At 62.2% G+C, this 15,245-nt stretch carries 14 protein-coding genes; 10 read left to right on the top strand and 4 right to left on the bottom strand.

Annotated features, from left to right (window positions below):
* The first annotated feature begins 6 nt into the window (after positions 1-6).
* The 4 genes from HY696_02545 (at position 7) to speB (ending at position 5,175) form a co-directional block, all read left to right on the top strand.
* Entirely contained in the window at positions 7-2,847 is a 2,841-nt protein-coding gene (locus HY696_02545) for a bifunctional metallophosphatase/5'-nucleotidase (GenBank protein MBI4237283.1), read from the top strand.
* A gap of 243 nt (positions 2,848-3,090) precedes the next feature.
* A complete protein-coding gene (locus HY696_02540; protein ID MBI4237282.1) occupies positions 3,091-3,663 on the top strand; it encodes a hypothetical protein in 573 nt (190 codons plus the stop codon).
* A 79-nt stretch (positions 3,664-3,742) separates the two neighbouring features.
* Positions 3,743-4,291 (top strand): arginine decarboxylase, pyruvoyl-dependent, encoded by a 549-nt coding sequence (locus HY696_02535; protein MBI4237281.1) that lies wholly within the window; start codon positions 3,743-3,745, stop codon positions 4,289-4,291.
* A complete protein-coding gene (speB, locus tag HY696_02530; protein ID MBI4237280.1) occupies positions 4,288-5,175 on the top strand; it encodes an agmatinase in 888 nt (295 codons plus the stop codon). The genes HY696_02535 and speB overlap by 4 nt, the downstream gene beginning before the upstream one ends.
* Before the next feature lie 245 nt (positions 5,176-5,420).
* Here speB and HY696_02525 read toward each other — a convergent pair whose 3' ends face one another.
* Complete coding sequence (locus HY696_02525; GenBank protein ID MBI4237279.1) at positions 5,421-5,624, bottom strand: hypothetical protein; 204 nt, start codon at positions 5,622-5,624, stop codon at positions 5,421-5,423.
* A 95-nt stretch (positions 5,625-5,719) separates the two neighbouring features.
* Here HY696_02525 and HY696_02520 point away from each other — a divergent pair, with 95 nt between their 5' ends.
* From HY696_02520 to HY696_02510, 3 genes are all read left to right on the top strand, one after another.
* Positions 5,720-7,228: an insulinase family protein gene (locus tag HY696_02520; GenBank protein MBI4237278.1), complete on the top strand. Its 1,509-nt coding sequence runs from the start codon at positions 5,720-5,722 to the stop codon at positions 7,226-7,228.
* Positions 7,229-7,311: 83 nt separating this feature from the next.
* Positions 7,312-8,724 carry an insulinase family protein gene (locus HY696_02515; protein ID MBI4237277.1) on the top strand — a complete coding sequence of 471 codons (1,413 nt, stop codon included), beginning with the start codon at positions 7,312-7,314 and terminating at the stop codon, positions 8,722-8,724.
* A gap of 479 nt (positions 8,725-9,203) precedes the next feature.
* Entirely contained in the window at positions 9,204-10,889 is a 1,686-nt protein-coding gene (locus tag HY696_02510) for a sensor histidine kinase (protein MBI4237276.1), read from the top strand.
* 14 nt (positions 10,890-10,903) lie between these two features.
* Here HY696_02510 and HY696_02505 read toward each other — a convergent pair whose 3' ends face one another.
* Both HY696_02505 and HY696_02500 read right to left on the bottom strand, forming a co-directional pair.
* Complete coding sequence (locus HY696_02505) at positions 10,904-11,698, bottom strand: type III pantothenate kinase (GenBank protein MBI4237275.1); 795 nt, start codon at positions 11,696-11,698, stop codon at positions 10,904-10,906.
* Complete coding sequence (locus tag HY696_02500; GenBank protein ID MBI4237274.1) at positions 11,695-12,327, bottom strand: biotin--[acetyl-CoA-carboxylase] ligase; 633 nt, start codon at positions 12,325-12,327, stop codon at positions 11,695-11,697. Before HY696_02500 ends, HY696_02505 begins: the two co-directional genes overlap by 4 nt.
* Before the next feature lie 199 nt (positions 12,328-12,526).
* Between HY696_02500 and HY696_02495 the strand changes: the two genes are divergently transcribed.
* The 3 genes from HY696_02495 (at position 12,527) to HY696_02485 (ending at position 14,542) form a co-directional block, all read left to right on the top strand.
* Positions 12,527-13,369, top strand: a complete 843-nt coding sequence (locus HY696_02495) for a hypothetical protein (GenBank protein ID MBI4237273.1) — start codon at positions 12,527-12,529, stop codon at positions 13,367-13,369.
* Positions 13,370-13,443: 74 nt separating this feature from the next.
* The gene (locus HY696_02490; GenBank protein ID MBI4237272.1) at positions 13,444-13,776 is read left to right on the top strand and encodes a hypothetical protein; all 333 of its coding nucleotides are present in this window, start codon (positions 13,444-13,446) and stop codon (positions 13,774-13,776) included.
* A gap of 13 nt (positions 13,777-13,789) precedes the next feature.
* Positions 13,790-14,542, top strand: a complete 753-nt coding sequence (locus HY696_02485) for a TerC family protein (protein ID MBI4237271.1) — start codon at positions 13,790-13,792, stop codon at positions 14,540-14,542.
* A gap of 19 nt (positions 14,543-14,561) precedes the next feature.
* On the opposite strand, the gene HY696_02480 is transcribed toward HY696_02485, so the two are convergent.
* Positions 14,562-15,230: a hypothetical protein gene (locus tag HY696_02480; GenBank protein MBI4237270.1), complete on the bottom strand. Its 669-nt coding sequence runs from the start codon at positions 15,228-15,230 to the stop codon at positions 14,562-14,564.
* Positions 15,231-15,245 lie beyond the last annotated feature (15 nt).

Genomic DNA, 15,245 nt, shown 5'->3' with positions numbered 1-15,245 from the left:
TGCCAGATGGCCGGTCGTTTTCCACGTTGTACAGCGCCGCGCTCCGCTGCCCGCCCCCGATCCATCGGTCGGAATCCGACGACACTGTCCCCCCGCGAGTTGCAACAGCTGCTCGAATCCTCGGATCACTATACGCGCGAACTGACGAACGGCCAAAATAGTCGCGTTGTTCAGATCGGCCGGTACGTGGTCAAATTGTGGCGCCCGGAGCGACGCCGCGATCCGTTGCAGGCCTCGGTGCTGGAAGTGGCGGCGGGGATGATGGCGGTGCGCGGGCATCCGCAGCTCGAACACGTGGAATTTGGCTATGCCGCGCCGGACGTGGCGTTGCTGGTCTCCCGCTATTGTCCCAATCTGTGTCGCATCGGCGACCATCCGCGCGGCGTGGCGTTGCTCGACGAGCCGTCGGTCTTGCCGCTGTTAGTCTCGGCGATGCTGTTTATGGATTGTCGCGGCGTGCTCCATCGGGACCTCTGCGAATGGGATATCGAGTTCGATCGCGCGAGCGGCGCGCCGGTAGTGCTCGACTTCGACAAACTCCGCCGTATCAATTGGCACGGCGCGAATCTCGATCGGGCGCAGTTGGCGCTCGGGTTCGAGCGCGACAACTCCACGCTCTGCCCCGAGTTGTTGAATATCGATCATCTCCTCGAGGCCTTCGGGATGGAAATGTGCGTCTTCCACCATGAGTTGCGGGATGGCGCCCCGGAGCGCGGCCTTGCGCTGTTCGCCCGGCTGCTGGAATTGCAGCGCGATGCGTATTGTCCGCCGCTTCAGGAATGCTTCCGGCGTATCGGTCGGCCGGACTTGGCCCAGGCGATCCGAACGCGCGCGGAGCGGCTCGATGATTGGTTGGACCCTCGCTATTCATGGCGGTTGCCGCAACTCTATATGCGCAAGCGCCTCCATTTCCTGACGCGGGCAATGCAGTGGTCCACGGAGTATGTCGAACGCCGCCACATGGCGTCGTTGGGCGACTTCCAGCGGCGAATTTTTCCGTTGCTCGCGGCCGAGATCGAGCGCCGCCGCCGCGCCGTCGATACCGCGCTTCCGCTGCATTGCCATCCTGCATTGGCATGGTGCCCCGCGCCCGCGCCGATTGCGTCGACTTCGTCGGTCGGCCCATCTGCCCGTCCTCGGGTCATGCCGAGCCGCCGTGTGGTTGTGGACCTGGCGGATCCCGCGACGTTGCCGCCGCGGCCCACCGGGACGCATTTCCGCTTCGCCTACATGGGAGATGCGCACAGTAAAGTCGCGCGGCTGGCGCGGCTTGGCACCGTGCTCGATATGTTGCGCACGCATGGCGGGGTCGACGCCGCGTTTGCCCTCGGCGACAACGTCGAAGGGGGCGAGTCGGTGGATCGGCTGTGGCGGACGATTGAATTGTTGAACGCGATGCGCCTTACCGCCTCCGCGATCGGCAATCATGAGTTCGATTACCACGATCACGAATATCTGCGGCGCGGCATGCAAGCGCTGCAGGCGTTGTTCGCTCAAGTCATGGCCGACTATCGAACGGGGCAGGCCACTGCGGCCGAAGTGCAACGCGTGCTCCAGGCGCTGACCGTGCAGCAAACGGCGACGGCTGCAGCGGAGTCCGTGTTGGCGCAGGCGATGCGGCGCGCGCAATTTTCGTGGCTGTGCGGCAATCTTCAATTTGCGGCCGATTCCTCGTTGGCGCGACTTGCGGCCGACGCGCGAATCTTGCCAGGCGCTGTCGCTGAACTCGGCGATCATCTCGTGCTCATCTTAGGCATCACGACACCGGATTTGGCGCATGAATTGCGCTACCATGCCCGACAGGGGTTTGATCGCTCCGCGGCCGTGATGGGCGGCGATTTGGTCGGCTCCGTGCAACGGACGATTCATGCCTTCAAGGCGTTGTATCCTGAGCGCCCCGTCACAACGATCCTGTTGTCGCACGCGGGGCTGCCGTGGGACGAACGTCTCGCCACGCCCGACATCGACCTGATTCTCGGCGGTCACACCCACAACCTGATTCACGCAGTCGTCTCGCATGGCGCGCGTTCGACGCATATCGTCCACGCGGGACAGAATGCGTTGTGGCTGGGCGTCCTCGATTTTGCGCTCCGCGCCGACGGGAGCCTCCAAGACGTGCAGCATACCCTCGTCGATATCGACCGCAGTGCCATTGTCCCGAGTGGTGACTATCAACCCATCGTGGCGGAGGGAACGCTCCCGAGCGCCGTGCTTGGGACGGCGGTTGCCCCGTTGGCCTTCGAGGGGAAGTCTGCGCGCTCTACGCCGCTGATGAACTTCATCACGGACGCAGTCCAACGGCAGGCCGGGACCGATCTGAGCGTGAATTTCGGTGGCAATGTACGCGATGGCATCCCCGCCGGTCCGGTCACGGAGGCGGCATTGGCGGAAATCCTCCCGTTCGACAATCCGGTGCACATTTGCTCGCTCACCGGGGCTCAAGTCTGCGCGCTGATCAAATATGCCGTTGCCGTATCGCGCCTCGATTCCGGCACCCGACCATTGCTGCTCCATTTTGCCGGACTCCACTATGCCGTCGATCGCGACGGCCAAGTGGCCGACGTCGAGATCGTCCGGGATCGTCAACGGGCCCCGATCGATTCCGAGGCGGTTTATACATTGTCGTATCCCGACTTCATGGAGACTGGCTTAGGCGAGCAATTCCCGTTAGCCCAATGGGCGCGCGGCGACGGCGCCGATGCCAGCCGGCCGGCCGGTTTTACCGTGCGAAAGGCGCTGCGCGCCGCAATCCTCCGTGAGCGGTCCGTTACCGCCGACCCCGAACCGCGCATCCGGATCGATCCGACCGCCCCCGTCGTTTACAACAGTCCCACACTGACGTTTTGATCGAGTGCCATGGTTTGATCAATCCGGAGCGGACAAAAGTCAATCTCGGCACAGACACGCTGCGGAATTCGTGTAGGCGTGAGGGGAGAAAAGAAGTAAGGGCGGCGCCGCATGGAGCAGCTTAGCTGCTCCGCGCAGCAAGCCCGAAGGGATTGCGGAGCAGATGGCAGCGGAGCCGTGGCCCGCAGTAGCGATGACTGCAACGCGACCGAGAAGGGAGCGTTGCGCACCAAAGGAGACAACATGGCATATGGACATGGGCAGATATCGCAAGTGCAGGTTGGTCCGCGGGGCGTGCGGGGTGCGTATCGCGGTGCGACGCGCGCCGTGTCGTTGGTGAAGCGTGGCGGCAGTGCAGTGCCGCAGGTATCGGCAGGATTCGTCGCGAATAGTCGTCCGTTGCTGGGAGTCGTCCCGCGCGGCGGCGTCGGGCGAACGCTCTGGAATGCGGTGCCGGAACTCGCGGGGGTGAGCTCGGTGGGCGCGGCCGTGTCGGGCGTTGCACAGCGCGCGATGGCCGGCGTCGTTTTAGTGGGACTCAACGATGGAGAATGGCCCGGTGCCCCGAGGTTCGGGCGTCCAGCTAACAGTCCTGGTGGTGATATCCCAGTCGGACTGCAAATTGTTGTCTTTACGCTGGCGGGGCTCGTTCTCACTGGTGCGGGGATTGCCGCATATCGTGCCGCCCGTCGCGCCAAAGCGGCCCAGGCGCCAACACCAGCCGATGTTACAGCCACGGCAGCGCAATTGACCAGAGGACTGGAAACGGAAGCCGAAGCAGCCGCGAAGCGTTCCGATCACGTCACAGGTGCTTAGCGGACATTTTTTTCTAGTGACCGACCGGCCGTATATGTTAAGCGCGCTCCCCACAGCATAAGCAAAAGGAGGACGGCCTGTGTCACTCGTACCGACGAAATGTTTTTTGACCAACGGCGTAGGGAAACATAAAGAGAAGCTGCAAAGCTTCGAAATGGCGTTGCGAGATGCCGGGATTGCGCATTTCAATCTGGTCCGCGTCTCCAGTATCTTCCCGCCGAACTGCCGCATCATCCCACGCAAGGAAGGCCTGAAGCTGTTGAAGCCGGGACAGATCGTCTTCTGTGTGCTGTACGACACCGCCACCGATGAAGCGCACCGGATGATCGCTGCGTCGGTCGGGCTGGCCATTCCGCGGGATCGCAGTCATCACGGCTATCTCTCTGAACATAAGGCCTACGGCCAGACCGACAGCCAAGCGGGCGATTACGCCGAAGACTTGGCGGCCGAAATGTTGGCCACAGTGTTGGGTGTCGGCTTCGACAAAGACAAGTCGTGGAACGAACGGCGCAAGACTTGGACCATTTCCGGTGACATCGTCAAGACGATGAACATTACCCAGTCCGCAGTCGGGGACAAAACCGGGTTGTGGACCTCGGTTTGCGCCGGGGCCATTTTCATTCCGTGAGCGCCACCACTGACAACAGCGGTCGGCCATTTCTGGATCCGCCCGACGATGGGGCGGCCGTCCCGCGCATCGGAATTTTACCGGTCCCATTTGAAGCAACCACGTCATATGGTCAGGGCACGGCCGCTGGTCCGGCGGCGATTCTCGAGGCCTCCTGCCAAGTGGAATTCTACGATGAAGAGCTCGACTGCGAACCGTATCGGGTCGGGCTGCAAACGTTGCCGGCGGTCAATTTCAGCGGCGTTGTCGGGGCCGACGCGATCGCGCGGATCGACACAGCAATGAGCGGTATTTTAGCGAACGAGCAATGGCCCTTAGCGCTCGGGGGCGAACACGCCATGACCACCGGCTGCGTGCGCGCTTGTCTGCGGCGCCATCCGGGTCTCGGCGTGCTGCAAATCGATGCGCACGGCGACTTGCGCGCGGCATACGAAGACTCGCCGTGGAGTCATGCGTCCGTGATGCGTCGCATCGTCGAATTGGGTTGTCCCACAGTCGGCGTGGGCCTCCGCAGCATTTGCCCGGAGGAGCGCGAATTTATCCGAGCAAATCGCTTGCCACGTTGGTTTGCGTATCAAATGGCCGCGAATGACGACTGGATGGATGCAGCTATTGCGGCCCTCCCCGCGAAAATTTTTCTGACGGTCGACGTAGACGGGATCGACCCAAGCCTGATCCGCGCCACCGGCACCCCGGAACCGGGCGGCATCGGCTGGTGGCCGCTGCTCCGTTTTCTGCGCCGCGTCTTTCAACAACGCGAAGTCGTTGGCGCCGACGTCGTCGAACTGGCGCCAACTGCAAACGACCACACCTCGAATTTCACAGTCGCCAAGTTGGCCTACAAACTGATCGGCTATTGGGGGATATCGCGCCACCTGTTATAAGCGAGCAGCCAGCAATGTTCAGGGGAAAAAGCCCTGACCTCAAATAAGCGGGTGACTGGGGGAGTGGCGCGCCGGCCGTGTGGGCTGGGGAGTGGCTAACCATGGCTTCGGATACGATCTCGGCTGATTTGACGATCTCTGTGATGGTGTGCAAGCTGCCAGTCTCAGGTCGTAGGGGAAACCCGCCCCCACGGCCGGCGCGACAGCTCCCCCAGGCAGGACCCGCCCAGTCGAGAGAACCGAGGTTAGTTTATGGTGAACTGGTGGCGACCGAGCGCGTGTTTCATCTCGTCGCCTTTTTCTAACATCTTATTGGCGATGTCCCACTCGATGCTATCCAACTTGACCTTCGTAGTGCAGAGCAGTCGGGTAAAGTGGACGCTCCCGGTGTTTTCCGTAATGATATCGAGGCATAACGCCTTGAGATTGGTATCGAGTTCAATGAGCATAGAATATGTTTGATATATGATAATTTTAGTTAAATAACATCTAATTTAGATAAAAAATTGTTCCATTTACGATGAAATGTCAAGCTAATAGTCTGATGAATACCGTCCATCGCAGTCTGCGTTGGCTGTTCGCGTTGGGACTCATAATCGGCTTGAGTGGGTGCGGTCGCGGATGCGCGCGGAAAGACGCCCAGCTGCACCGACTGCTCGACCGGATCGAAGAATTTCGGCTCGACAACGGAATGCTCTGGCTGCTGGTCGAGCGGGGCGACGCGCCGGTCTTTACCGGCGTGGTGCAAGTCCGGGTGGGCGGTATCGACGAAACCCCTGGCAAAGCGGGCCTGGCGCATATGTTCGAACATATGGCCTTCAAAGGATCGCGCGAGATCGGCACCACGGACCCCGTGCAAGAAGAGGCGCTGTTTCAGCAGATTCGTGCAGTCGACCAAACGCTCGGCGCAGCCGCTGCGGCCGGACACTCCACTGAAGTGGAGCGCTTAGCCGCCGAGCGGGCCCGATTGGCCAAGGCCGCTCAAGGCTTTGTTGTTCCGAACGAGGTCTGGAAATTGCTCCACGACAACGGCGCGGCGGAAGTCAACGCGTTCACCAGCAAGGACATCACCGGCTACTACGCGCGACTCCCGACCAACATGTTGGAGCTCTGGATGTACTTGAGCGCCAATATGGTCGGGCATCCCGTGATGCGAGAGTTTTATGCCGAACGCGACGTCGTGATGGAAGAACGTCGCACCTCGGTCGACAACAGTCCACGGGGCCGGATGTACGAAGCCCTGCTCGGGACCGCGTTTCAAGTCAGCCCGTATCGGATCATGGCGATCGGCTCGATGCCCGAAATCGCCGGATTGACGATGGCAGATGCCGAGCAATTTCACGCGGCACATTACATACCGAACCAGATGGTCGGCATCTTAGTAGGACATTTCGATCGCGGCGCGGCCAAGGCGGCGATTCGCAAATATTACGGAGGCCTGCCGGCGAAATTGAAGCAGGAGCGGGAATTTCCAGCCGAACCCGAACAATTGGCCGAACGACGGGTCGAGATCCGCTTCGACGCCGGGGCCTCGGTCATGTTGGCGTATCACAAGCCGCCGCTGCCGGACCGCGCCGATTACGTCTTCGATGCCCTCCAACAAATTTTATGTGAAGGCGAAACCGGGCGGTTGCGGCGCCGGCTCGAACAAGAATTGCAACTCGCGCGTTCCGTGCGGTGCCAAAGCGGTTCGCCGGGCGGCCGACTGGCGAATCTGTTCCTGATCGAGGCGCAGCCGTTAGAGGGGCACGATCCGGACGAAGTGATCGACGCGATCGAAGGCGAATTGAAACGGCTGCGCGAGGTCCCGGTGGCGATCAGCGAACTTGCCAAGGCGCGGACCAATCTGGAAGCGGACTTCCTCTGGGGACTCAATTCGAACGAAAACTTGGCCCAACAGTTGGCCTATTTTCAATCGGTGGCGGGGGATTGGCGCTACGTTGTGGAGCACTCGACCGTTATGGCCACGATCACGCCGGAAGAGGTCTGGAAGGTGGCCGCCGCCTATTTGCAACCGACCCAACGGACCGTGGCCGTGCTGAGGAAACCGTGATGGGGAAAATGCAAATCTCAAAGTGCAAAATGCAAAGTGCAAAATGGGGAGTGCAGTCCATTTTGATATTCGCATTTTGCATTTTGATTTTTGACTTTCTCGCCTTTCCGGCTCACGCCGCGATCGGAGAGGCGAAGGCGTTGTTGGAGCGTATCACCGCGACGCCGGCACCGGAATTCGCGCCGCCGCACATAGAAATGCGGACATTAATAAACGGCATGCGCTGCTTCTTCATGGAAGATCGGCTGCTCCCGCTATTTCGCTTCGGGCTACTGTATCCCGGTGGACGCGTGCACGATCCCGCGGAGAAGGTCGGGCTGCACGGCTTGATGGCCACATTGCTCCGTACCGGCGGGACGCAGACGAATGCCCCGGAAATCTTCGACGAACTGCTCGACAGCCAAGCCATCACGATTGACACCCAAGTCAGTTGGGAAGAGGCCTCGGTGGCGCTCTCCTCGTTAAGTGGCACGCAAGACGAGGCGTTGCGACTCCTCTTTGAAATGCTGTACGCGCCCGCGTTCGATCCCGCGCGCTTTGCCGTCGCTCGGGCGAAATTGTTGGAAGCGGTGCGACGCCAAAACGACGACCCAACGCACCTCGGTGCGCGCTTGTTCCGCAAATTGCTCTATGGCCGCGAAAGTCCATGGGCCCGTACGCCGACGCCGACACAGGTCGAGGCCATCACGCCGGAAGACTTGAAGGCGTTGCATGCCACGCATTTTGCGCCCGCCCAAATGTTGTGTGCCGCGGCGGGGGATTTTCGCACCGGTACGTTGGTCAAGAAGGTCGAAGAATTGATGGCGCAATATCCGGAACGTCCGGTCGTGGCGCGCACCGCGCCGCCGGTGGAGGCCGTTTTCAAACCGGGGACCTGGATTGCGCCGAAGGCGATCACGCAGGCGGTCGTCAATGTGGGACAATTAGCCACCAGTCGCGATAATCCGGATCGCTTTCCACTTTACGTGATGAACGAAATTCTCGGATCGCCCGCAACGTTTTCCAGCTGGCTCGCGAGCTCCATCCGCACCGAACAGGGCTTAGCCTACGAGACGTGGTCCCAAATTGGCTTCGGTCCGCCGACGGTGCCGGGCGTATTGCAAGCGCATGCGAAGACACGGGTCGAGGCAGCTGGCCGCACCGTCGCGAGTATCCGCAAGATCATCGGCGAGATGGCGACCGGCGAACGCGTGGCCGCGGATGAAGTCGCGGCGATGAAAGGCGCAGTTTTGAAGCAAATGATCTTCCAGTACGAAGACCCGTATCAAGTCGCGAGCGATATGGCGCGATTCGTCTTTCTCGGCTATCCGCCGAATTACATCGAAGTCTTCCGCGCCGCGATCGAGCGGGTCACGCGGGCCGACGTCATCCGCGTGGCGAAACAATACCTGTCTCCGGAAAACCTCACCGTCCTCGTCGTCGGCGACGACCACGCCGTCACTCCCCAACTAGACGCCGCCACTCCAGTCCAGCGCTACGAAGTCGGCAGCGATTAGCGCGTGTTGGCTAAATGATTAAGGAGTGCGGGTCTTGCGGCGTAATCCGGACTGCCGTGGTCAGTGCTCGTTCCAAGGGCCGGGCGGAGGGGCCCGGGGCCTCCAGGGTACGCTATCGCGGCGGCATCGAGCCGCCGCGCGCTCACCCTCGCCGTTTTCGTCATTAGATAACGCAAGGAGAAAACGGCTGCGAGAGCCCCTGGGCGCGGGGACACTCGGCCCCGGCTGTGGTGAAACCAGAGCTGGTTGCTTCATCAAACGGCACAAACGTGGTCTTCGAAACCACGCAACTTTGTTAGAGGGATGCCGATAATCGGTTTGCTATGGGCATTCACGGACGATCGTCTTTTTTTACCATTCGCCGGGTTGGGGGGACGTGTGATCGGGGGGCGATTGGGGGGCGTCGGCAATTGAAGGGTGTCATTCTGAGCGGAGCGAAGAATCCAGTGTCACCCATTGGATCCTTCGCTCCGCTCAGGATGACAGGCACCTATCTCGAGGCAAACTCCGTCTCCTGTTTCCTCTTTGCCGACGGAACGCACATGCCAGTGCGGCCCGCAGTGCCGCGCGCATTGCGTTTTGCGGAGGCGACGGACGGCGGCGCAGCCACGACAGCGCACACGGACTCATTCGGCGTCGTCACGGCGGCCAGTCTCATGGCCGCGGCCGAGCGCGTGGTTGCGCAATCGGACCCGGCGGACTTCCTTGCAGCGTGGCTCGACTTTGAAGCCGCGACGAATCGTGAACTGATCTCCCGGCTGGATCGCGGCGCCACGGCTGCGGAGCTGCTCGCGTGGTTAGAGACGGCGCTGCTTCCGGCGTGCCGGCGGATCGACGACGGCATGGGCCAGTGGAGTTCCGGTCCTGACCTGGCACTTCAGCGCATCGCGCACGACGTGGCGCATCGGGTGACGGATGTTTATGTGCATATTCCAAGCGACATTGAGCGGGGCCGCTGGGACGACCTCCGTGCCCTCTGCGCCCCAGCCTCGACGAGTCTCCGCTCGCTGGCGCAGCGCTTGAAAGCCGCGTTTGGCGATCGAATTGCCATCGCATTCCATGGCTTGGAGTATCTGAGCTTAGCGGCTGCGGAACTGGCCGAGGCGGTGCGCGCTCTCGCTGAAAATTGCATCCGCAACGCGATCGCGCATCCTGGCTCGGAGACGCAAGTCTGTATCGATCTGGAGCGCGTCGGAAATCGCCTGAGCATCCAGGACAACGCAACCGGGATTGCACCGGAGGCGTTGGAGCGATTGCGGGCCGGCGAGCGGATCCACGACGGTCGGCCCGTTGCGCCGGAGGATCGGCATGGTCTGGGGTGGGCCAGCATCCGCACCACGTGCGCGCGATTCGGAATTGCGTGGGCGATTGAATCGACCGTAGGAGAAGGGACTACCGTCACGTTCACATTCCCCGCCAACTCGTTCCGCCCCGCGCCCGATTTTTCCATCGCGGACGAAATCGAATACCGCGCCGCGGACCTCCCCGCTCTGCTTTCCAGCTTCACCAGCGCCGGTAAGGTGCAGGCCGCGGTTCAACTGTTCGATTATGTCGATACTGTATACGCGGATTGCTGTCGGCGGATGGAATGGGCGGGAACGGATCAGGCCGAGTGGCAGCGCGTTTCCGACTGGATCCGCGTCACGAAGGCAAAGCTGCGCGCGGCCGAGTTGGCTATTGGGGAAGGACTCACCGCGGCACCACGAGCGCTCGTGATCGCATTCAGTTCCAGTTGGACACAAGCGATCGAAAAATGCTCCGCAGTCGCTTTCGGTATCTGCGAGGCCCCCAGCTGCGGAGAATCGGGGGACATCCCTTCCCGCGTGACGGGACTGCGCAATCGCAGCACTCACGCTCGCGGGATCGACGCCACGCGCGAATATCGCGTGACCACTGCACGGAGTGAACTCGCCGGACTCTTCCTCGCCCCGTTGCTGCGTTCGGCTGCTGCGCAGACCTGGGACGGCACGATCTTCACACTGCAATACCCATCCGCGACGCATCCGACGGACGCCTCGTACCTCCACCGGCACATTGACTGGACCCGCCCTGGCCCGGACCCGATCCTCGCCGCCGTGGCGCAAGCGCTGGGCTGGACGATCACCTCCGAGATGACAACGACCGGCCTCGTGATCCGCCTCGACTTCGGCGCGACGGCGGTGTGAGTGGAACGAATTGGTCACGGACTTTCTGACGCCCTCATAGCCGTAAGCAACCGAATCCCTTCCAACGTCAGCAGTGGAGCGATTGTGGTCGGATAGCGCAGATGCGGACAGATCACGGGCGCGAGGCCGCCGGTGGCGATGAGTTGCGGCGATGCGCCGATTTCGGTCAACATCCGTTCTACGATCCCGTCCACGGCACCCACGGCACCATAGTAAAGTCCGGCTTGCATCGCTTCGACCGTGGTATGCGGAATCAAGCCGGCCGGACGCGCGAACGCAATCTCCGGCAACTTGGCCGCCGCGCGGGACAGCGCCTCCTGCGAAAGGTGCACGCCGGGCGCGATCGGGCCGCCGCAGTACGCGCCGCTGGCGTCGAGGTAATCGAACGTGGTCGCGGTGCCGAAGTCGATCACGAGTGCCGGCGCTCCAAATTGGGCCAGGGCCGCAGCCGCGTCGGCCAAACGGTCGGCGCCGATTTCGTGCGGGAGCGGATAGCGGATCGGATGCGGGTAATTGGCCGGTGTCACGAAAACGGCCGACCGGGTGCAAACGCGTTGCACGGCCGTATGCAGCGCGGCGTCGAGCGATGGAACGACGCTGGCGACACCGATGCCGGCAATTTGCGTCGCAGCGACGCGGCTCGCCGCGCAGACCGCGCGGAGCATGGCTTCCAGCGCGGGATCGGACAGCGCCGGCATGGTCACGGTGCGGGTCGGCGCGTGCCATTGCACGCCATCGTGCAGTGCACAGACGATGTTCGTATTGCCGACGTCGATGGCGAGGAACAGGTCGGCGATCGGCGGCGTCATCGCGCGCCTCGTAGTTCCACCAAGCGCGAGGCATATGCGGTACGGAGCGGCGCGAAGCCTGCGGCGAGATAGTGCGCGTAGACGCGGGTCAGACGGTCGAGCAGCGTCGTCAGCAATGTCGGGCGATCCCATGTGACTTGCGTCGACATATATAAGGAGGTCGCGGTTGAGCGCAGCGCGGGCGAAAAATCTTCGGGCCTCGCGTTGACGTTGATCCCACACCCGACCACGACAGAGACGAAGCGCCCTTCGCAAATCACCGCTTCGGTCAAGATACCGCCGAGTTTTTTCCCCGCGAGCAGCAGGTCATTCGGGGCCTTGAGGCCGACCTGCACGGCCGCACCACCAGCGACCCCGCGACACGCCGTTTCGAGCGCCTCCGCGAGCGCGAGCCCGACCACGGCTGTCAACTCCGTGCATGCCGCCGGTTCCGGCGCGGGCCGTAGCAGCAGCGAAAAATAGAGATTCCTCCCCGGCGGCGATTCCCACACCCTTCCTGCCTGCCCCCGCCCGCGACGTTGCGCATCGGCCACCACCACCGTCCCCTCCGGCGCCCCGGCACGGGCCAGACGCATCACCTCGTCGTTCGTGGAATCGAGCCAATCGTGGTGATGGAGGATCATATCCATAATCGCTGCCAATTCCTCAACACCTCGCAGGGGGACAGGTACCGACAAATCCGCATATTTCCTATATCCGACGGTACCTGTCCCCCTGCGATGCAGTTATTATCATGCCAGGCGCGATTGATAGGCCGACTGGGCTGCGGCGTCAATCAGGGGGCTCATGCGTGGCAACTGGAGGACGCAATCCGTCGATAATAGGGATATGGGTCCGCCGCGCCTGCCGATTACTGCCCCCACTACGCCTCAAACGGCACGTTGTCTGCGCGCGGCGGGGTTGGGTGCTGCCGTGTCGGCGAATGGGACTTGTTCGGCCGATAGGGCAACGAACTGCCTGCCGGCGCTGACAACCGAACAGGCGGCTGCTGCAGCCAAGCGGCTCCACGGCGTCGCGGGGTGCCAAGGGGTGCGGCAGTCGATCCTGGCCAGGCCGGTGGGGACCAGTCAGGCCGGAGGACCCGCGGCGCCGGCACCGACCAGGAGGGCGCTCCCCGTCCCCCCTACGACTGAAAAAACTGAAGTCCGGATACTGTCGCCGCTGGAGGTCCGGATTGAAGCGCACCGCGCCACTGCCATTCGCGACTTTCCCGCAGCCGCCACCCGACTCCGTCCACTACTGACGGCCCGTGGAACCACTATCTCCGACGAGGCACACCAGGCCGCGGTAGCGCACGCCACTGCGGCACTACGCCATGCCACAATCGTACAATTCCAGAGGGTGTCGCCGGTGGAGTTGGAACGGCGACGTTCGCAGGAGAAGACGACTGCACTCCTCGGGGGAGAACGAACCCTCCTCTCCGAAGATGGCAAGACGATCTATTATGCCTTCGACGTGCCGGGCAATGGCGCCCCCGGTGGACTGTATGACTCCGGTTCAGGGCGGATCTTCGTCAATGTGGGAGTCGCCGCCGGGTCCAACGGCGCAACGGTCTTTGCCCACGAAGCGGCCCACGCCTATCTCCACCGACTCGGGATCTCCAGTCGTAATCACGCCCACCACGACTTGATGGCACAAGTCGGCTTAATCGTCGCACCCGGCAATATGTAAACCCGTGGGGCTTCCACTTGTTATCCACAACCCGCTTGACAGCCGTGGCTGGGGCCACTAAGAGGCCCGCTACTATGGCGATCCATGACAAATATACGTGGGCAGATTTTCTGAAGGCCAACCCGGACAAGAAGGGCGTCAAACGGACGTCGCCGGAGGGGGCGAAGGCGTTTCAGCAGGCGTACAAGGCCTTCATTCAGACCTATCTGAAGCAACGGCTCGACCGATTGGGGCGGCAGCAGACCAAGACGACGGGCGTGCGCGACGCATTGGTCGGCAAGCTGAAGGCCACAAAAAAGGCCGCAGTGGCGCGTCGAATTCAGACACGGGTCGGACAAAAAGACCACGCGTTGGTCGTCATTACCAAGACGATCGGCCGGACCAAGGAACTGCAAAAGCAGTTCTAATCACGACATCGGAATGCCAACCTCAGAAACCTGGATTGCGCTCCTGGCCCTGACCGGGATGGAAGTCGTCCTCGGGATCGACAACATCGTCTTCCTCTCCATATTGGTCGGCAAACTGCCGCTCGCAGAGCAAGCACGCGCGCGGCTGATCGGGCTGTCATTGGCGTTATTGATGCGCCTCGGATTATTGGCGGCCATTTCGTGGGTGATGGGACTGACCGCGCCGCTCTTTGTGCTGTTCGACCACGCGTTCTCAGGACGCCATTTGATCCTGCTCGGCGGCGGCCTGTTCCTGGTGGCGAAGGCCACGCACGAAATCTACGACAAGATGGAGCGCGCGCATCCGGACGACCGCACGTCATCCCGCCACGCGGCGTTTTGGTTGATCATCGTACAACTGATTTTGCTCGACCTCGTGTTTTCACTCGACTCCGTGATCACTGCGGTCGGGATGGCGCGGCAACTCTGGGTCATGGTCGTCGCGATGGTCGTCGCCGTGTTGCTGATGTTGGCGTTCTCCGGGGCCATCAGCCGTTTCGTGGAACGACACCCGAGTTTGAAAATGTTGGGCTTGAGCTTTTTGCTGCTGATCGGCGTGATGCTCGTCGCGGAAGGGATGGGGCAACACGTCGGCAAGGGCTATATCTATTTCGCGATGGCGTTTTCTCTCGGCGTTGAAATGCTCAACATTCGCGTCCGCCAAATCCATCGTCCGCTGGTGCTGCATCATCCGTATGAAGCGGATGTGACACGTCCAAAACATTGAGCGCAGCACGCCTCCGGGCCTACCAATCCCGCCGGTCGCGGTGGGGTGCGGTTGCTTGCGGTGTAGGACGTTCGGCCACGACACGCGGCGACGGCGTCGCCTGCCGGGCAAAGGCGGGATCCTCCGGGAACCAGCGCTGCCCCAGCTGAGTAAAGTGTTGGACCGCGCGCGGTTCTTGGGCGGAGGTGTAGAGCCAAATCAGGCGCTGCAGATCCAGCGGGCGGAGACGTATCGGGGGCGCGCCGTTCGGCTGCGGCCGCTCCCCCACGGCCACTAACGCGTAGCGGCCGGCCAGGTCGCGCGCCCAATCCACTTGCTGGGTCGGCGTCAATTCCGGCCACAAGATTAAGACACCCAGATACGCGCCATCCAGCGCCGCATGCGAGGCGTGGGGTTCCGCCGCGCGCAATAATGTTTGGATGCCCTCGCCCACCGCGCCCGCCATCAACTGCGCATAGCCCCGCGCCAGCAATGTCCCGCTCGCTCGTAATTGTTGCGCGCCGTGCGCCTGCACCACCGCGCGCCCCAACCACTCCCGCAATGGACGCACGTGTTCCGGCGTCACGACGGCCGTCGCTCCGAGCTGCCGCTGCAGCACTCCACACGCGCCGGGGCAGGAAACGGCGTGGGCGATGCGTATGCCGCACAACGTAAGCAACAAGATGATGGAAATGGAGAGCGATTGCATGATGACACACGCCCT

This window comes from Deltaproteobacteria bacterium (assembly GCA_016210045.1).
Lineage (GTDB): Bacteria > UBA10199 > UBA10199.
This window is presented reverse-complemented; position numbering and strand designations above follow the sequence as displayed.